The organism is Streptomyces sp. NPDC053750, assembly GCF_044544295.1.
Lineage (GTDB): Bacteria > Actinomycetota > Actinomycetes > Streptomycetales > Streptomycetaceae > Streptomyces.
This window is the reverse complement of sequence record NZ_JBITXB010000016.1, coordinates 84,266-102,295: the sequence shown is the minus strand read 5'-3', so window position 1 is coordinate 102,295 and position 18,030 is coordinate 84,266. Positions and strand designations below refer to the sequence as shown.

Below are 18,030 nucleotides of genomic sequence, written 5' to 3'. Positions count from 1 at the left end.
CCCGTCCACGAACCGGGCCGGGGCGACCGCACCGCCCCGGCCCTCCGGCCCCGCACCCCCTGAAGGAGAACACCGGCATGCACCGACCCGCCCCGTCCCGCAGAGGCTTCCTCCTGGCGGCCGCCGGCGCCGGCGCCACCCTCGGCCTCACGGCCGGCCCCGCCGTCGCCGGCGCCCGGCCCCGCCCGCGTCCCTTCGGCCGGTACGGCTCACCGGCCGCCCGCCGCTCCGCGCAGACCCTGTACGTCGACCCGCACGGCCGCGGCGACTTCACCTCCGTCCAGGCCGCCGTGACCGCGGCCCGGGGCAGCGGCTGGACGCTCGTCCTCGCCCCCGGCACCTACCGCGAGACGGTCTCCGTGGACGCCGACCGCACCGAGGCGACCTGGATCGGGGCCTCCGAGGACTCGCGCGACGTCGTCATCGTCTACGACAACGCGGCCGGCACCCCCAAGCCGGACGGCTCCGGCACCTACGGCACCAGCGGCTCCGCCACCACCACCGTGCGGGCCGACGGCTTCACCGCCCGCTGGATCACCTTCGCCAACGACTGGCTGCGCGCCGACCACCCCGACTTCACCGGCACCCAGGCCGTCGCCGTCAAGGCCATGGGCGACCGCACCGCCTTCCACCACTGCCGCTTCCTCGGCCACCAGGACACCCTCTACGCCGACACCCGCGACCTCGGCCTCTTCGCCCGCCAGTACTACGCCCACTGCTACGTCGAGGGCGACGTCGACTTCGTCTTCGGCCGGGCCACGGCCGTGTATGAGGACTGCCACTTCCGCACCCTGGTCCGCACGGACCTGTCCGGCGCCCCGTACGGCTTCGTCTTCGCACCGTCCACGGCGGGTGCCAACCCGCGCGGCTACCTGGTGACGCGCGGCCGGATCACCAGCGAGGCCCCCGACGGCTACTACAAGCTGGCCCGCCCCTGGGTGCCCAGCTCCGACACCACCGCCCGCCCCATGCTCACCGTGCGCGAGACCCACCTCGGCGCGGGCATCGACGCGGTCGCGCCCTACGCCAACATGCGGGACGCCCACCCCTGGCAGGAGCAGCGGTTCGCCGAGTACCGCAACACCGGTCCCGCCGCCGCCGTCACCGTCCCGGAGAACCGTCCGCAGCTCACCCGCGCCGAGGCCGCCGCGCACACCCGGGAGGCGTACCTCGGCGACTGGCGGCCGTATGCCCGCCGCCGGTGACGCGCCCGACGCCCCGCCCGGGAACCTGCCCGGCTTCCACCCGGCGCTCAAGGACGAGCTGACCTTCCCGCTCGCCTGGGGGACCTCACCGGTCCGGGACTTCGACGCGTGGCGACGGGCGGCCCGCGCCACGGTGGAGGCCCACCTCCTCGTCGACCGGCAGGACGACACCCCGTACGCCCCCGAGTTCACCGCCCGCGAGGACGGCGACGGGTACACGCGGGAGCTGGTCACCCTCTCCCTCACCCGCTACGGACGGGTCCGCGGCGCCCTGCTCACTCCGCACGGCGCCGGGCCCTTCCCGGCCGCACTGCTCCTGCACGACCACGGCTCCCGGTTCGACATCGGCAAGGAGAAACTGGTCCGCCCCTGGTACGACAGCACCCGGCTCACCGCAGCCGTCGACTGGGCGGACCGGCACTTCGACGGACGCTTCCCCGGCGACGAACTGGCCCGGCGCGGCCACGTGGTGTTCTGCGCGGACGCCCTGGGCTGGGGCGACCGCGAGCCGCTCACCTACGAACGGCAACAGGCCCTCGCGAGCAACCTCTTCCACCTCGGCAGCTCCCTGGCCGGGCTGCTGGCCCGCGAGGACCAGCGAGCCGCCGGCTTCCTGGCCGGCCTCGACCGCGTGGACGCCCGGCGGGTCGCGGCCGTCGGCTTCTCCATGGGCGGCTACCGCGCCTGGCAGGCCGCCGGCCTCAGCGACGACATCGCCGCCGCCGTGAGCGTGTGCTGGATGACCGGCCTGAAGGGGATGCTGGTGCCCGGCAACAACACCCTGCGCGGACAGTCGGCGTTCCACATGCTGCACCCGGGTCTCGCCCGCCACCTCGACCTGCCCGACGTGGCGAGCATCGCCGCGCCGAAGCCCATGCTGTTCCTCGGCGGTGAACAGGACCCGCTGTTCACCGCCGAGGGCGTGCGCACCGCCTACGCCCGGCTGCGTGCCGTCTGGCACTCGCTCGGCGCCGCCGACCGGCTGCGCACCGAGACCTGGCCGGAGACCGGGCACGCCTTTCCGCGGCGCATGCAGGACGAGGTCTTCGCCTGGCTGGAGTCGGTCACCGCCGCACCGGGCTGACCGACTCCAGGGTCGGCACCACCGGCTCGATCGTGCCGTCCGCCGCGAAGCGCAGCCGGTCGATCGTGGTCTCCCGGTGCGTGCCGTCCCCGCCGGACGTCCCGGGGCCGTTCAGGGCGAACCGGTGGTAGACGACGTACCAGTCGTCGGTGCCGGGCGTGTTGACCACGGAGTGGTGGCCGGTGCCGAGGATGCCGTACTCGGGGCGCTTGGACAGGATCGTTCCGCGCTCGGTCCACGGGCCGAGCGGGGTCGGTCCGGTCGCGTAGGCCACGTGGTAGTTCTCGCTGCGGGTGTCGTCCTCGGACCACATGAAGTAGTAGGTCCCCTTGCGCTTCACCACGAAGGAGCCCTCGCGGAAGTCGTCCGGGGTGATGTCCTTCACCCGGGCGGCGTCGTAGGACACCATGTCGTCGTTCAGCGGGACGACGTAGGCGTGCCCGTTGCCCCAGTAGAGGTACGACTGCCCGTCGTCGTCCGTGAAGACGGCCGGGTCGATCATCTGCCCGCTGAACCGGTCCTTGCCCACCAGCGGTTCACCCAGTGCGTCCTTGAAGGGTCCGGCCGGCGAGTCGGCCACCGCGACGCCTATCTGCTGTTCGGCGCAGAAGTAGAAGTAGTACTTTCCGTCGCGCTCGGCGATCGCCGGGGCCCAGGCGTTCTTGTCGGCCCAGGCGACGTCCGGACCCAGGTCGAGGATGACGCCGTGGTCCGTCCAGTGGACCAGGTCCTTCGACGAGAACGCCTTGAACCGCGTGCCGCCCCAGCCGGGGAAGCCGTCCGTCGTCGGGTAGATCCAGTACCGGCCGTCCATGTACCGCACGTCCGGATCCGCGTACAGGCCGGGCAGGACGGGGCTGCGGGTGGGCACCGCCTCGACGGTCCAGGTGCGCTTCGTGCCGTCGGCGGCCGTCACCGTGTACGTCTGCGGCCTGCGGAAGTCGCGGCGGGTGCCCGACCTCGGGCTGAGCGTCGCCCCCTCGCCGACCCACAGCTTCGGGGCGAGGTTGTGCAGGTTCGTGCGCGGCTCCATCGGCAGGACGACCTTGCCGGTCTCCTCGCTGACGACCGCATAGCCCTTCTGCCCGCGTGCCGTGGCGTCCACGATCGAGGCGGGGCTCGCCGGGTAGGCGGCCAGCAGCCGGTCGTACTCCGCCTGCGTCACCGGGATCACCGTGCCGTGCCGGGGGCTCGCGGGCAGCTGGTAGTCGGCCGACGGCGTCCACGTGCCGGAGTCGAGGTCGGTGGTCTCGAAGGGGAGGTAGCCCCGGCCGCCGTACTCGTCGACGAACAGGTACCACTTCTCCTCGGTGTTGGACTTGAACACCGTCGGCCCCTCACCGCGGTCCATCGCACCGCTGCCGATGCAGTCGGAGACGAAGTCGTACGAGGTGTCGGTCAGGGACGTCGACTTCTCACCGGTGATGAACTTCGAGCAGGGCGAGCCGGAGGACGGGTCGCGCTCGTCCTTGGTGTAGCGGTAGTAGGTGTCCTCGTGCTCGACCACCGTCGAGTCGATGACCGAGTAGCCCGGGTCGTTCCAGACCTTCGGCTCGCTGAAGGTGCGGAAGTCCTTCGTGGTCGCGTACAGCATCTTGTTGTACGTCGAGCCGGTGTGGTCCGGGTCGTCGTCGGCGTAGAGCTTGGACGCCCAGAAGACGACGTACGCGTCCAGCTCGTCGTCCCAGTAGGCCTCCGGCGCCCAGGTGTTGCCCGCGTTGTCCGGCGAGACCTTCACCAGGCGCTGGTCGGTCCAGTGGACGAGGTCGGTGGACTCCCAGACCATGATCGACTTGCTGCCGTGCCGCTGGACCTCGTCCCAGCTGCCGCTGCTGCCGCGGTACATCCGCAGGTCGGTGGCGATCATGTAGAAGCGGTCGCCCTCGGGGGAGCGGATCACGAACGGGTCGCGCAGGCCCTTCTCGCCGATCGTGGACGTCAGGACCGGCTGGCCCGCGTTCAGTTCGCGCCAGTGCAGGGCGTCGTTGCCGCGGCTGAGGGCGTAGCGGATCTGTTCGCCGTCGGCGGTGCCCTCGCCGGTGAAGTAGGCGAAGAGATAGCCGGCGTACGGGGACTTCTTCACGGGTGGGGCTCCGGAGTGTGCGGTGCCGGCGGGGGCGGCCAGCAGGGTGACGAGGAGGGCGAGGAGGGGGATCAGGAGCGTGCGGCGGGCGGTGTGGCGGCGCATGACACTTCCTGTGGGAGTCTGAGGGGGTCTGGCGAGGTCTGATGGTTTCTGTTGGGTGGCGTGTGTCCTCGGAGTGTCACCAGTGGGAAGCGGGGCGTCAACGGGACGGCGGGGGCCGAAAGTTTCGGCCCGTGCGCGGACCCCGGACAGGGGAACGCCCCCACCGGTCGTCACCGGTGGGGGCGTTCGACGGGCCGGCCGAGTGGGGGCTCGGACGGCGCACACCGGCCCGGGGGGCGGGCCGGTGGATCAGGGGTGCTCGGCGCTCACTCGTAGCTGATGTCCGAGGCGGTGAAGTTGCAGGTCTTGCCGTACGGGCCGACCGGGGAGAGCTTCTTGGGCTCCTTGCCGGTGCTGTTGCCCGTGAAGCGGGCGCAGGTCTCGATCTTCTTCTTGCTGTCGCCGTGGATGCGTACGTTGCGCAGGGCGGCCGTGTCGCCGTAGTTCTCGTTGACGCCGACGATCGACTTGCCGGGCGCGGTGATGTCCACGTCGTTGATGATGATCGTGCGCTTGTACTGCTTGCTGCAGTTGCCGCAGGAGCGCACCAGCTTGCCGAAGTTCTCGACCTGGAACTTCGAGACGACGAGCTTGCCCGCGCCGTTGAACTGCAGCACCTTGTCGTCGGCGTTCTTCGCGCCGCCGCCGTACACCGTGTACACCGCCGAGGCGGAGGTGCCCTTGAAGCTGGCGGCGTCCTCGCCGACGTCCAGCCACCACACGTTCTGCAGCGTGCAGGAGCCCTTGCAGTGGACGCCGTCGGCGGCCGGGGTGCCGATGACGACGTTCTTCAGCGTGGCGCCGTCCGCCAGCTCGAAGATCGGGTCCTGGCCCTCGTCCTGGCTGTCGCCGCCGAGGTCGCCGGTGCCGTAGAACTTCTTCATCCCGCCGTCGTAGGTCCCCTTGACCGGGATCGTCGACGAGACGGGCTTGCTGCCGGTGTCCTCGGGCCAGGACGAGGCGGCACCCGCGGTGGACAGCATCGTCGTGGTGACGATCGCCGCACCCGTCAGGCCGAGGGCCGTGGTTCCGGCGATCACCGCTCGCCGCTTGGTGACCCGGCGGCGGTGGCGGACGCGCTGTTCGGCTCGTGCAGTCATGCCCAATTCCTTGCGTGGGGAGTGGATCTTTGCGCTTCCTGGTCGCCACGGGTGAGGAAAGGGTTGCCGGGTCCTCAGATTTTTTTCACGGCCCGTCACGAACCGCCGTCGCGGGCCGCGAAGTCGCCCTCCACCGAGAGCTGGTCGGACGAGTCGGTGGCGGTGGTGGTGGCGGTCGCGGTGTAACGGTCGTCGCCCGCGTCCCGGCCGCCGCGCTCGTGGTTGTACTGGCCCGCGAACAGCCACTCGCCCGCCGGGACCGTACGCCCCTGCTTCAGCGTCCACCGGTAGACGAGGAAGCCGTCGCGCTCGTCGGCCGAGAAGGTGAAGTCGTCCTCCGGCAGCGACCGCCAGGCGCCGGTCGAGGTGACCGAACCGGTCTGCGCCACCTTCAGCTCGACGGTGAGCGCGCTCAGGGGCTCACCCGTCTTCAGGGTCACGTTGCTCTGCGCCCAGAAGTCGTTGCTGTGCGGGTCCACCGAGCCGTCCGACCACAGCGGGCCGTCCTCGACGCCCGAGGCGGGCGGCCGGGCGGTCCCGGGCGCCGTCGAGGCCGCGGCCGGCGGCCGGGAGGACGCGGGGGACTCCGGGGCCTCGGACCCGGGCGTGGAGGAGCTCGGCGTCGGGTCGGCCGGCGGGGCCGGCGGCCGGCTGGCGGTGCCCTCCGGCGACGGCGTGGGGGTCGGCGAGGTCGCGACCGAGCGCTGCGGGGGAGTGTCGTCCTTCACCGCGGACGCGACCGCGAAGCCGCCGATCGCCAGCACGCCCGCCACCGCGGCCGTGGCGCCGGCCACCCGTGCCCAGCCCAGCAGCGGCGGACGCGTCGCACGGTGGAGCCCGGGGCGGTCCTGGCCGGCCATGCCGCGCTCCACCCGGGCCAGGATCCGCGCCCGGTCGGGCTCGTGCGCCCCGGCCGCCTCGTGCAGCCGGGCGCGCAGCTCCTCGTCCACGTCCCGCTGCCCGGTCATCGGTTCCCTCCCGCGGTCTCACCGCTGCGTGCGATCGCCGCGTGCACCTGTTTCGGAGCCCCCTGGGTGCCGAGCAGCCGCTGCAGTTCGGCCATTCCCTTCGACGTCTGGCTCTTCACCGTACCCACCGAGACGCCCAGGGCGAGCGCCGTGTCCTTCTCGGACAGGTCGAACGCGTGCCGCAGCACCACGCACGCCCGCTTGCGGAACGGCAGCCGGCGCAGCGCCTCCTGCACGTCCACCACGCCCGCGACGTCCGGGTTCTCGGTCTTCTCCTCGCGCTGCGACCAGAACAGGGCGACCCGTCTGCGCTCGCGCACGGCGGTGCGGATGCGGGTGCGGGCGAGGTTGGCGACGACACCGCGGGCGTACGCCGCCGGATGGTCGGCCGCGCGCACCCGGTCCCAGCGGTGCCACAGGGCCAGCAGGGCGTCCGCCGCGAGGTCGTCGGCGGCGTCCGGCTCGCCCGTCAGCAGCTGGGCGAGCCGGGCGAGTTCGGCGTAGTGGCGCTCGAAGAAGGCGTGGAACTCCACGGAGGCGGCGTCGTCGACGACTGTGCCCACGGGCGGACTCTCCTCGCAGCGGCTTCCCCGACGTCGAACAGCCGTGCGCCGGGCCGGATCCGGAACTGTAGCAGCGTCCGACGCACCGCCCGTACGGTGCGTCGAACGCCGTGTGACAGACCGAACCCGCCGAGGTGTCCCGCCCGTTGGACTAGTCCTTGAGCACCGCCTCCATCATCGCCTTGGCCACCGGGGCCGCCAGCCCGTTGCCGCTGACCTCGGAGCGGGCCGCGTCGGACTGCTCGATGATGACCGCCACGGCGACCTCCTCGTCCGACGAGTCGGACTTGGCGTACGAGGTGAACCAGGCGTACGGGGTCTTGCTGTTGTTCTCGCCGTGCTGGGCCGTGCCCGTCTTGCCGCCCACGGTCGCGCCGGAGATCTGCGCGTTGGACCCCGTGCCGTCGTCGACGACGGTCTGCATGGCCGACTGCAACTGCTCGGCGGTGGCGGAGGAGACGATCCGCTTCGTGTCCGGGTCGGTGTGGTCCTCCAGCACGTCGCCGCCGCTGTCGGTGATCTGCGACACCATGTGCGGCGAGACCAGCTCGCCGCCGTTGGCGATCGCCGCCGAGACCATCGCCATCTGCAGCGGGGTCGCCGTCACGTCGAACTGGCCGATGCCCGTCAGGGCCGTCGACGACTTGTTCATGTCCTTCGGGTACACGCTGGTGTAGGCCCGCACCGGCACGTCCTGGGTCTCGTCGTTGAAGCCGAACTTCTCGGCCATCGCCCGCACCTTGTCCTGGCCGAGGTCGACGGCCATCTTCGCGAAGACGTTGTTGCACGAGTACTGCAGGCCGGTGCGGATCGTGGCGTTCTCGCAGGGCGCGTCGGGGTTCTCGTTCGTCAGGTCCGTCACGGTGCCCGGCAGCGTGTACGGGTCCGGGCTGTCGGTCTTCTCGTCCACCGACGCGTACAGCCCGTCCTCCAGCGCGGCGGCCGCCACGACCAGCTTGAACGTCGAGCCCGGCGGCAGCGGCTGGCGCAGCGCCCGGTTGGTCAGCGGCTTCTCCGGGTCCTCGGTGAGCTTCTTCCAGGCCTCACCGGCGGTGTTGGCGTCGGTCAGCGAGCTCGGGTCGTACGACGGGGTGGAGACCACGCCGAGGATTCTGCCCGTCTTCGGGTCGATCGCGACGGCGGCGCCCTTCGTGTCGCCCAGCGCCTCGAACCCGGCCTTCTGCACGTCCGGGTCGATCGTCGTGACCACGTTGCCCGGCTCGGCCCGTGTGCCGGTGATCGTGTCCATCACCGTCTTCAGACGGGTGTCGGTCCCGTTGAGCACGTCCTGGTAGATGCCCTCCAGCTGTGTCGGCGCGTACGCCTGCGAGGCGTAGCCCGTCACCGCCGCGTACAGCTCGCCGTTCTCGTACGTGCGCTTGTACGCGAGGTCGCCGCCTTCCGTCGACGCCGAGCCGGTGACCGACCGTCCGGCCACGATGATGTTCCCGAGCGGCTCCGCGTACGTCTCGATCGCGTTGCGCCGGTTGTCCTTGCTGTCCGCGAGCGCCCGGCCCTCGTAGAACTGCACCCAGGTCGCCCTGACCAGCAGAGCGAACACCAGGAGCAGCGTGAAGACCGATGCGCGCCTGATCGTCTTGTTCATCCCGATGGCAGGACGAACGGGCGGGAGCGAATCGTTCCGTCCGCCCCGTTTTCTCATCGTACGTTCATGAAATCGGCGTCATGGAGCCGGCTTGGCGAAGCCCGCCTCGTAGGCGCGGACGACCGCCTGGGTGCGGTCCCGGCAGCCGGTCTTCGCGAGCACCGACGCCACATGCGTCTTCACCGTCGCCGCCCCCACCCGCATGCGCCCTGCGATCTCCGCGTTGGTCAGCCCGGTCGCCATCAGGCGCAGCACCTCGCCCTCGCGTTCGGTGAGCCGCGCCACCCAGGGCGGCGGGGCGGGGTTCGCCCGCGCGTGCTCGGCGGCCAGCGTCCGCACCGCCGCGGGGAACAGCAGCGTGTCACTGTGCGCGACCAGCCGGACGGACTGGACGAGGGTGTCGGCGTCGGCGCGCTTGAGCAGGAAGCCGGCGGCCCCGGCGCGCAGCGCGTCGTAGACGTAGGAGTCGTTCTCGAAGGTGGTCACGACGACGATGCGGGGCGGTGCGTCGAGCGTGGCGAGGATCTGCTCGGTGGCGCGGATGCCGTCGACCTCGGGCATGCGGACGTCCATCAGGACCACGTCCGGCCGCACCTCCCGGACGACGGAGACGGCCTCGGCGCCGGTGGCCGCCTCGCCGGCGACCTCGAGGTCCGGTTCGGCGGAGAGGATGGCGCGCAGGGCGGTGCGGACCATGCGCTCGTCGTCGGCGAGGACGATCCTGATCGGCGGGCGGGTCACACGCTCTCCTCGGGGTGGGTCATGTCGCTTCTCCGGTTCCTTGCAGCGGCAGTCGTACCCGCAGCCGCCACGTTCCCCCGTCGCGGCCCGCCTCCGCCGCACCGCCCAGCAGGCGGGCGCGGTCGGCCATGCCGCGCAGGCCGTGGCCGCCGCCGGGACGGCGGGCGGTGCCGGTTACGCTCGCCTCGCCGAGCGGGTTCTCGACGGTGATCCGCAGGTGACCGTCGAGCACCTCGATGCGCAGCGCCACCGTGGTCCGCCCGCCCACGTGCCGGAGCACGTTGCTGAGCCCCTCCTGCACGATGCGGTACGCCTCGCGGGAGACCAGCGGCGGCAGCGCCCCGGGGTCGGCCAGGACGGTGGCCGTCACCCGCAGTCCGCCCGCGCGGGTGCGGCGCAGCAGGCCGTCGAGGTCGGCGGCGAGCGTGGGCGCCGGCGCGGTGCCGGGCGCGTCGCCGTCCCGCAGTACGCCCAGGACGGCGTCGAGTTCGCCGACCGTGCGCCGGGTGGTGTCCTCGATCGCGGCGAGCGCCTCGCGGACGAACTCCGGGTCGGTGTCCAGGAGCCGGCGGGCCGCGCTCGCCTGGAGGGTGACCGCGCTCAGGGCGTGGCCGACGGAGTCGTGCAGCTCGCGCGCGAGCCGGTTGCGGACGGCGAGGTCGGCGGCGCGTGCCTCGGCCGCCGCGACCCGGTCCTCGGGGGACGGACCGAGCAGCGCGGGCGCCCAACGGGCCAGCAGGGCGCCGCACCCGGCGGCGCATCCGGCGAGTGCCACCAGCATCGCGGCGCCCGCGAGCGGCGCGAGCGCGAGCGCCCAGGGGTGGTGGAGGACGCCGGGCAGCCCCATCCGGTCGTCGCGCAGCGCCGGTACGAAGGGCAGCGCGATCAGCGTGGCCGCGAACGGCGGCACCGCCAGCGACATCCCCGCGACGATCCCGCCGGTGCCCAGGTGCAGCGTGTACCAGGCCGCCGTGCGCCCCTTCTCGCCCTTGGTCCGGGCCGGCCCGTAGGCGAGGAGTTCGGAACCGACGCCGCACAGCCAGCGCACGACGCCGGACTCCAGGGGGCGGGTCAGCGGGAACAGCGAGGTGACGGCGGCGAGCGGCAACCCGACGGCGAACGACGCCAGTTGCAGGGGCAGGGAGCCGAAGACGTTCGCGTCGCCGGCGACCGGGCCGACGACGACCGAGCCGACCAGGACGTACGGCATGGCGAGTGCGCCGCCGAGGATCAGATGGATCCACCGCAGACGCGCCCGCCGGCCGAACAGGAACCGGGCGAGTACGGTCACGGCCGCGTGCCGAGGGTGGCCGACCGCCGGGCGAGGAAGTGGGCGCAGACGGCGGCGAGAAGGAGTCCGACGGTCATCTGGGCAGCGTAGGTGAGGAGCATCCACTGCGTCGGGCGGTCGGCGGGATCGTCCGTCCCGACGAGCGAGCCCAGCAGCATCCAGCCGCCCCAGCAGGCCACGGCACCGGAGCAGACGAAGGCCGGGGCGAGCGGCACGGAGACCGGCAGGACGCGCGCCCGGCGGAAGGCGAGCAGCAGGGTCCCGGTGACGGCCGCGACGAGGAAGACGGCGTACAGGGCCTCCAGGACGTAGAAGTCACTGGTGCGTTCCGCTGTCCGGCCCCCGCTGAGCCCTGCCGTGCCGCCGCCCGCCCAGAACAGCCGTACGGCGAGCGGGAGGAGCGCGAGGGCGGCGCCCACGGCGGCGATGGTCCTCGGGACGCGCCCGGTGAGACCGGCCGGCAGGTCCCCCGTCCGTCCACGCCACAGCTGCCCCCAGCGGTCCCGGGCGTAGAGCACGAACAGGGCACCGAGGGCGAGCCCCTGCACGATGAACCCCGTGTACACGACGCCGAACACCCACTCGTGCAGGAAGGCGTCCCGCCGGGAGTCGGAGGCCGTGGTGACGCCGCCGGTGAACGCCCGCGCGAGGAGCTGCAGCGGGAACCCGGCCATGATCGGCGCGAGCAGCCCGGTCGCGGTCCACACCGGGAACACCAGCAGCCACGCGGGTACCCGCCGGCCCCAGGGCCGGGTCAGCACCAGCGCGAGCACGATCACACAGCTGTCCAGCAGGACGGAGACCCCGTTGGCGACGATCATGGCCACCCGGTGGTCCAGCAGCGTGCTGCCCTCCGGGATGCCGACCCGGCTCCCGGCGATCCAGGCGGCCTTGAGCCCGAGATACGGCAGGCAGGCGACGACGGCGACGGCCCGCAGCAGCCTGCGGATCCGGCCGGTGCCGGTGACCGTGACTGCCGGGGCGGGGGTGGGTGCGAGGGTCCGAGCCATGACTCCACGCTCCCGCGCGGGCACCCCCGGGCACCTCGTGCGCACCGACGATCCGCCTCCGCCGCGCGGCGGAGGACGGGTCAGCCCGCGAGGTGCAGCACGACCTCGTCGATCTCCTCGCCCCGGGCCGCGGCGAACCCCCGGGCGTGGGCGCTGGTCACGAAGCCGCACTTCTCCAGCACACGCCGCGACCCCGCGTTGTCCGCCGCCGCGCGCGCGTACAGCGGGCGGTCCTCCACCTCGGTGAGCAGGGCACGCAGCGCCGCCGTGGCCACCCCCTGCCCCCAGTACGCCCGGTCCACCCAGTACGTCACCTCGCGCTCGCCCGGCTCCCCGTACACCGCCGCGCTGCCGATGACGTCACCGTCGCCGAGGATGGTCCGTACGACGTCGGACGACGCCCGGATCTTCCTCCAGTGGGCCTCGAAGGCGTCCCGGTCGGCGGGATCCTTGGGGGTGAAGGCCGCCATGCGCAGGGCCTCCGGGTCGTTCATCTGCCGGAAGAAGACGGGCAGATCGCTGTCGTGAACCTCGCGCAGTGCGATGTGCATGACGCAGAGCCTACGCGTGCACGCCGGGTGCACGGCCGTTCAGAGCCTGCGCGTGGCCAGCGTCAGCCGGTCCCGGGCGTCGAACAGGGCGTCCTTCACCATCTGCTCGTGCGCCGGCGTCAGCCGGGCCACCGGCACCGAGCAGCTGATCGCGTCCCGCGCGGGGGTGCGGTAGGGGACCGCCACGCCGAAGCAGCGCAGCCCCAGCGTGTTCTCCTCGCGGTCCACGGCGAAGCCCTGCTCCCGCACCTGGTGCAGCTCCTCGATGAGCTTCTCCCGGTCGGTGATCGTGTGCTCGGTCAGCGCGGGCAGCGTCTCGGGCAGCATCTTGCGGACCTGCTCGTCGGTGTACGTGCTCAGCAGCGCCTTGCCCAGCGACGTCGAGTGCGCGGGCAGCCGGCGGCCGACCCGGGTGAAGGGCCGCAGGTAGTGCTGCGACTGGCGGGTGGCCAGGTAGACGACGTTCGTACCGTCCAGCCGGGCGAGGTGGATGGTCTCCGTCGTGTCGTCGGAGAGCCGGTCCAGCGTGGGGCGGGCCGCCGCGACCACCTCGTCGCCGTCGATGTACGACGTGCCGACCAGCAGCGCCCGTACGCCGATGCCGTACCGCGTGCCCGTCGCGTCCGTCTCCACCCAGCCCAGCTCGACCAGCGTGCGCAGCAGCATGTAGAGACTGGACTTGGGATAGCCGACGGCCTCCTGGACCGACGCGAGGGAGTGCATACCGGGGCGTCCGGCGAAGTACTCGAGCAGTTCAACCGTCCGCACCGCGGACTTGACCTGCGCTCCGCCCCCCGTCTCGCCAGCCGACATCGCCCTTGACCCCTTCGTTCGGCGGGAAATAGTCTCCAGTGTATTCATCAGTAGAGACAGCGTTCAGTATATCGAACGAGTTCTGTGCAGAGCACGTGGAGGGACCCGCGGTGGCAGCAGCACCAGTCTGGAGTGTCGACCCCCGTACCGGGAAGCAGCGCGAACAGGTCGCCGTGGAAGCGACGGCCCAGGAGGTGGACGCCGCCGTCCGAGCCGCGCACGCCGCCCGGGACGCGCTCGCCGACCGCACCGTCCGCGCGGCCTTCCTGCGCACCGCCGCCGACGAGCTGAAGGCGGCCGAGAGCACCCTCGTCGAGGTGGCCGACGCGGAGACCGCGCTCGGCCCGGTCCGGCTCACCGGCGAACTCGCCCGCACCTGCTACCAGCTGCGCGCCTTCGCCGACATCGTCGACGAGGGCGAGTTCCTCGGCGTGGTCATCAACCACCCCGACGACACCGCGACCCCGCCGATCCCGGACCTGCGCCGCTACAAGGTGCCCCTCGGCGTCGTTGCCGTCTACTCGGCCTCCAACTTCCCCTTCGCCTTCTCCGTCCCCGGCGGCGACACCGCGAGCGCGCTCGCGGCCGGCTGCCCGGTCGTCGTCAAGGCGCACCCCGACCACCCGGCGCTGAGCGAGCTGGTCGCCAAGGTGCTGCGCCGCGCCGCGGCCCGGCACGACATTCCGGAGGGCGTCCTCGGCCTGGTCCACGGCTTCGAGGCGGGCGTCGAACTGATCAAGCACCCGCTGGTCGCCGCGGCCGGCTTTACGGGGTCCGTCCGCGGTGGCCGCGCGCTGTTCGACGCGGCGGCGGCACGTCCGGTCCCGATCCCCTTCCACGGCGAGCTGGGCTCGCTGAACCCGGTCGTGGTCACGGAGGCGGCGGCCACCGAGCGGGCGGAGGCGATCGGCGCGGGGCTGGCCGGCTCGATGACGCTGGGCGTCGGCCAGTTCTGCGTGAAGCCCGGCCTGGTGCTCGTGCCGTCGGGCGACGCCGGTGACGGCCTGGTCAAGTCCCTCACGGACGCGGTCAGCGACACCGACGCCGGCGTGCTGCTGGACCACCGCATGCGGGACAACTTCGTCGCCGGGGTCGCCGAGCGCGCCGCCCTGCCCGACGTGGACTCCCCGGTGACGCCGGGCGCGGGCGGCGAGCACACCGTCAGCCCCGGGTTCCTCACGGTGCCGGCGGCGCGACTGGCGGTCGAGGGCGAGCACGACCTGCTCCTGGAGGAGTGCTTCGGTCCGGTCACCGTGGTGGCCCGCTACGAGGACGAGGGGGAGGTGCGGGGCGTGCTGTCCCGGCTGCCGGGCAACCTCACGGCTACCGTGCAGCTCTCTGCCGAGGAGGCTGCGGGGGAGGGGCGTGGCGCCGAGCTCCTCGCCGAGGTGACGCCGCTCGCGGGGCGGGTGCTGGTGAACGGCTGGCCGACGGGGGTCGCGGTGGCGGCGGCTCAGCAGCACGGGGGGCCGTATCCGGCCACGACGTCGACGTCCACGTCGGTGGGCGGGGCGGCCATCGAGCGGTGGCTGCGGCCGGTTGCCTATCAGGGGGCGCCCGAGGCGTTGCTGCCGGCCGAGCTGCGGGACGGGAATCCGCTGGGGTTGCCTCGGCGGTTCAACGGGGTGCTCGAGCGGTAGCACCGTTGGAGGTTCGGTTGTGTGCGGGGTGCTGCGCCGTTGGGGCCGGCCGCGCCCGCGCGGCGGAGCCGCACATGGATGCAGCCCCGCGCCCCTGAGTTTCCGCACCGACCCGGAGATGATCAGTACATGGATGTCGCACTGCCCGAACTGCCCTTTTCCCTCCGTCCCTACGGACCCGACGGCAACTGGTCCTACGAGGACGGCGTGCTCACCGGAGCGGCCGGGCCCCGGCAGGATCGTTTCGTGCCGCCCACCGGTGAATCGCTGGAGCCCGCCTCCGACGCGCCTCGGCTGCTGGGGGCGCCCGACGGGGACTTCCAGCTGATCGCGCGTGTCACCGTCGGGTTCAACGCCGCCTTCGACGCCGGGGTGCTCTACGTCCACGTCGGCGAGCGGGCCTGGGCCAAGTTGTGTCTGGAGTACTCCCCGGACGTGCCGACCGTCTGCACGGTCGTCACCCGGGGGCACTCCGACGACGTCAACTCCTTCACCGTGGACGGCAGTTCCGTCTGGCTCAGGGTCAGCCGGAGTGGGCGGGCCTTCGCCTTCCACGCCTCCCTGGACGGTGAGCGCTGGACCTTCGTCCGGCTCTTCACCCTGGGCGACGAGAAGGAGACCGGGGCCGCCCTCGTCGGCTTCATGGCCCAGGCGCCGACGGGGGAGGGGTGCGCGGTGACGTACGACCAGCTGGAGTTCCGGGCAGGCCGGCCGGCCGACCTGCGCGACGGCAGCTGAGGAAACCGGGCCGCCCGGTTCCCGCGTCCTCCGGTGCATGATCAACGACCGTGTGACCGGGAACCGGGTGATCCGTACCGTCCTGCGCGCCGAGGCAGGGACCGTCGCCGCGCTGCACCACCGGGCGCGCTCGACGTACTACCCGGACGGGATCCCCGACGACGGCACCGACTGGACCGCCGTCTGGCGCACCGCAGTCGAGCGCCCCGACGGGCATGTGCTGTGCGCCGTGGAGCAGGGGCGCATCGTCGCGCTCGCCTCCTTCCGCGTACCGGAGGGCGGCCCGGCGGACACGGTCAAGCTCTTCCAGTTCCACGTCGACCCCGACCACTGGCGGTCCGGCATCGGCACCGCCCTGCACACGGCCTGCGTCGAGCAGTGGCGGGCCGACGGGCACGGGGAGGCGGTCCTGGACGTGCACGTCGGCAACCGGCGGGCCCAGGCGTTCTACGCCCGCCTCGGCTGGATCCCCGACCCGCGGAACCCGCCCGCCGAGGGCGACCACCACCTCTTCCTGCGCTTTCGCGTGCCCGGGGAATGAGACGGACTGGTTGAAGGTTCACGTACGGGGCGGAGAGGGCCTCCGCCGCCGTACGACCTGGAGAAGAGCCGAGACATGCGCGTCGAGATCTGGAGCGACATCGCCTGCCCGTGGTGCTACGTGGGCAAGGCCCGCTTCGAGAAGGCGCTGGCGGCCTTCCCGCACCGGGACGGGGTCGAGGTGGTCCACCGGTCCTTCGAGCTGGACCCCGGGCGCGCCAAGGACGACGTCCAGCCCGTGCTGACCATGCTCACCGCCAAGTACGGCATGAGCGAGGCGCAGGCGCAGGCCGGTGAGGACAACCTCGGCGCGCAGGCCGCCGCCGAGGGCCTGGACTACCGCACCCGGGACCGCGACCACGGCAGCACCTTCGACATGCACCGGCTGCTGCACCTCGCCAAGGAGCGGGGTCGGCAGGAGGCCCTGCTGGACGCGCTCTACCGCGCCAACTTCGCCGAGGAGCGGTCGGTCTTCAACGACAACGAGCGGCTGGTGGAGCTGGCGGTCGCCGCCGGGCTCGACGCCGACGAGGTCCGTACGGTGCTCGCCGACCCCACCGCCTACGCCGACGAGGTGCGCGCCGACGAGCGCGAGGCCGCGCAGCTCGGGGCGACCGGCGTGCCGTTCTTCGTGCTCGACCGGGCCTACGGCGTCTCCGGCGCCCAGCCCGCCGAGGTCTTCGCCCAGGCGCTGACCCAGGCCTGGGGCGAGCGCACGCCGCTGAAGCTGATCGAGGACGGCGGCGCGGAGGCCTGCGGCCCGGACGGCTGCGCGGTGCCCCGGCAGGAGAGGTGAGAGGGCGGGTTGCCGCCCGTGCATAAGCGTTCCTTGGGGGTATCGCGTAGAAATACGCAATGGACGGGGAGGTCCCGGGGCCGCACAGTGGTGCCATGGAGAGCTTCGAGAACCTCGTCCGTGCCGAGTTCGCCCCGAAGAACACGTACCTGAACACCGCCAGTACCGGTCTGCTCCCCGCCCGGACCCTCGCCGCGATGCGCGACGCGGCGGCCTCCGCGGCGGCCGGGCAGCCGTTCGACATGTTCGCCGACGTCGAGGCGTGCCGGTCCGCCTTCGCCCGGCTCCTGGGCGTGCCCGCCACCCGGGTCGCGACCGGCGCGTCGGTCGCCACGTTCAGCGGGCTCGTCGCCGCCTCACTGCCTGCGGGCGCCGAAGTCCTCACCGCGGAGGCCGACTTCAGCTCCCTGGTGAACCCGCTGCACATGCGCGGTGACCTCAAGGTGCGCAGCGTGCCGCTGGAGCGGATCGCCGAGTCGGTGGGGCCGGACACCGCGCTCGTCGCGGTCAGCTCCGTCCAGTCCGCCGACGGACGGATCGCCGACCTCGCGGCGCTGCGGGACGCCGCCCGGGCGCACGGCGCGCGGACGCTGGTCGACGTCTCGCAGTCGAGCGGGTGGCTGCCGCTCGCCGCGGACGACTTCGACTACGTGGTCGCGGTCGCCTACAAGTGGGTGCTCTGCCCGCGCGGCGTCGGCTTCCTCGTCGTACCGGAGGACCTGGGAGCGTCGGCCGGGCTGACGCCGCTGTTCGCCGGGTGGGCGTCGGGCGAGCGTCCCTTGGACAGCTGCTACGGTCCGGTCCAGGAACTCGCCCACTCCGCACGGCGGTTCGACGAGAGTCCCGCCCTCTTCTCCTACACGGGCGGCCGGCACTCGCTGGCCCTCATCGAGGAACTCGGCGTCGAGGCCGTGCACGCCCATGACACCGCCCTCGCCGACCGGTTCCGCCGGGGCCTGCACTCCCTGGGCCACGAGCCGGTGCCCGCACCGGGGTCCGCGATCGTCTCCGTGCCCGGACTCGGCCACCGGCAGGACGAGCTGAGCCGGGCCGGTGTCCAGGTGTCCGACCGGGCGGGCAATCTGCGGGCCGCCTTCCACGTGTACAACACGGCGGCGGACGTCGACCGCCTGCTGGACGTGCTGGCGGGCTGACACGGCAGGTCCAGGAGAAAAATATCGGGCAGGGGCCTCCCG

17 protein-coding genes are annotated in these 18,030 nt (G+C 72.6%); 7 read left to right on the top strand and 10 right to left on the bottom strand.

Annotated elements, in window-relative coordinates; translation table 11 throughout:
• Positions 1-77 precede the first annotated feature (77 nt).
• Together ACIGO6_RS32965 and ACIGO6_RS32960 are read left to right on the top strand one after the other, a co-directional pair.
• Positions 78-1,205: a pectinesterase family protein gene (locus ACIGO6_RS32965; RefSeq protein WP_399882753.1), complete on the top strand. Its 1,128-nt coding sequence runs from the start codon at positions 78-80 to the stop codon at positions 1,203-1,205.
• Positions 1,189-2,289: a dienelactone hydrolase family protein gene (locus ACIGO6_RS32960; RefSeq protein ID WP_399882751.1), complete on the top strand. Its 1,101-nt coding sequence runs from the start codon at positions 1,189-1,191 to the stop codon at positions 2,287-2,289. Before ACIGO6_RS32965 ends, ACIGO6_RS32960 begins: the two co-directional genes overlap by 17 nt.
• Here the strand turns inward: ACIGO6_RS32960 and ACIGO6_RS32955 are convergent.
• The 10 genes from ACIGO6_RS32955 to ACIGO6_RS32910 all read right to left on the bottom strand — a co-directional run bounded on the left by ACIGO6_RS32955 (position 2,270) and on the right by ACIGO6_RS32910 (position 13,120).
• Complete coding sequence (locus ACIGO6_RS32955; RefSeq protein WP_399882749.1) at positions 2,270-4,477, bottom strand: family 43 glycosylhydrolase; 2,208 nt, start codon at positions 4,475-4,477, stop codon at positions 2,270-2,272. The two genes, ACIGO6_RS32960 and ACIGO6_RS32955, sit on opposite strands and share 20 nt — an antisense overlap.
• A 266-nt stretch (positions 4,478-4,743) precedes the next feature.
• Positions 4,744-5,577: a pectate lyase gene (locus ACIGO6_RS32950; protein WP_399882747.1), complete on the bottom strand. Its 834-nt coding sequence runs from the start codon at positions 5,575-5,577 to the stop codon at positions 4,744-4,746.
• A 95-nt stretch (positions 5,578-5,672) separates the two neighbouring features.
• Positions 5,673-6,545, bottom strand: coding sequence for a hypothetical protein (locus tag ACIGO6_RS32945; protein WP_399882745.1), 873 nt, complete (start codon positions 6,543-6,545; stop codon positions 5,673-5,675).
• Positions 6,542-7,108, bottom strand: coding sequence for a SigE family RNA polymerase sigma factor (locus ACIGO6_RS32940; RefSeq protein WP_399882743.1), 567 nt, complete (start codon positions 7,106-7,108; stop codon positions 6,542-6,544). The genes ACIGO6_RS32945 and ACIGO6_RS32940 overlap by 4 nt, the downstream gene beginning before the upstream one ends.
• A 151-nt stretch (positions 7,109-7,259) precedes the next feature.
• Complete coding sequence (locus ACIGO6_RS32935; protein ID WP_399882741.1) at positions 7,260-8,714, bottom strand: peptidoglycan D,D-transpeptidase FtsI family protein; 1,455 nt, start codon at positions 8,712-8,714, stop codon at positions 7,260-7,262.
• A 78-nt stretch (positions 8,715-8,792) separates the two neighbouring features.
• Positions 8,793-9,455 (bottom strand): response regulator, encoded by a 663-nt coding sequence (locus tag ACIGO6_RS32930; RefSeq protein ID WP_399882739.1) that lies wholly within the window; start codon positions 9,453-9,455, stop codon positions 8,793-8,795.
• A gap of 19 nt (positions 9,456-9,474) precedes the next feature.
• Entirely contained in the window at positions 9,475-10,746 is a 1,272-nt protein-coding gene (locus tag ACIGO6_RS32925; RefSeq protein WP_399882737.1) for a sensor histidine kinase, read from the bottom strand.
• Positions 10,743-11,756 (bottom strand): hypothetical protein, encoded by a 1,014-nt coding sequence (locus tag ACIGO6_RS32920; protein WP_399882735.1) that lies wholly within the window; start codon positions 11,754-11,756, stop codon positions 10,743-10,745. The genes ACIGO6_RS32925 and ACIGO6_RS32920 overlap by 4 nt, the downstream gene beginning before the upstream one ends.
• Positions 11,757-11,836: 80 nt before the next feature.
• Positions 11,837-12,307, bottom strand: a complete 471-nt coding sequence (locus ACIGO6_RS32915; RefSeq protein ID WP_399882733.1) for a GNAT family N-acetyltransferase — start codon at positions 12,305-12,307, stop codon at positions 11,837-11,839.
• 39 nt (positions 12,308-12,346) lie between these two features.
• Entirely contained in the window at positions 12,347-13,120 is a 774-nt protein-coding gene (locus ACIGO6_RS32910; protein WP_217144721.1) for an IclR family transcriptional regulator, read from the bottom strand.
• Positions 13,121-13,230: 110 nt separating this feature from the next.
• On the opposite strand from ACIGO6_RS32910, the gene ACIGO6_RS32905 reads away from it, so the two are divergent.
• The 5 genes from ACIGO6_RS32905 to ACIGO6_RS32885 all read left to right on the top strand — a co-directional run bounded on the left by ACIGO6_RS32905 (position 13,231) and on the right by ACIGO6_RS32885 (position 17,988).
• On the top strand, positions 13,231-14,760 hold the full coding sequence (locus ACIGO6_RS32905) for an aldehyde dehydrogenase (NADP(+)) (protein WP_399882731.1): 1,530 nt from the start codon (positions 13,231-13,233) through the stop codon (positions 14,758-14,760).
• 129 nt (positions 14,761-14,889) lie between these two features.
• A complete protein-coding gene (locus tag ACIGO6_RS32900; protein ID WP_399882729.1) occupies positions 14,890-15,498 on the top strand; it encodes a DUF1349 domain-containing protein in 609 nt (202 codons plus the stop codon).
• Positions 15,499-15,535: 37 nt separating this feature from the next.
• Positions 15,536-16,039, top strand: a complete 504-nt coding sequence (locus ACIGO6_RS32895; RefSeq protein ID WP_399882727.1) for a GNAT family N-acetyltransferase — start codon at positions 15,536-15,538, stop codon at positions 16,037-16,039.
• A 75-nt stretch (positions 16,040-16,114) separates the two neighbouring features.
• Entirely contained in the window at positions 16,115-16,834 is a 720-nt protein-coding gene (locus ACIGO6_RS32890) for a DsbA family oxidoreductase (protein WP_399882725.1), read from the top strand.
• Between the two features lie 59 nt (positions 16,835-16,893).
• Positions 16,894-17,988: an aminotransferase class V-fold PLP-dependent enzyme gene (locus ACIGO6_RS32885; protein ID WP_399882723.1), complete on the top strand. Its 1,095-nt coding sequence runs from the start codon at positions 16,894-16,896 to the stop codon at positions 17,986-17,988.
• Positions 17,989-18,030 lie beyond the last annotated feature (42 nt).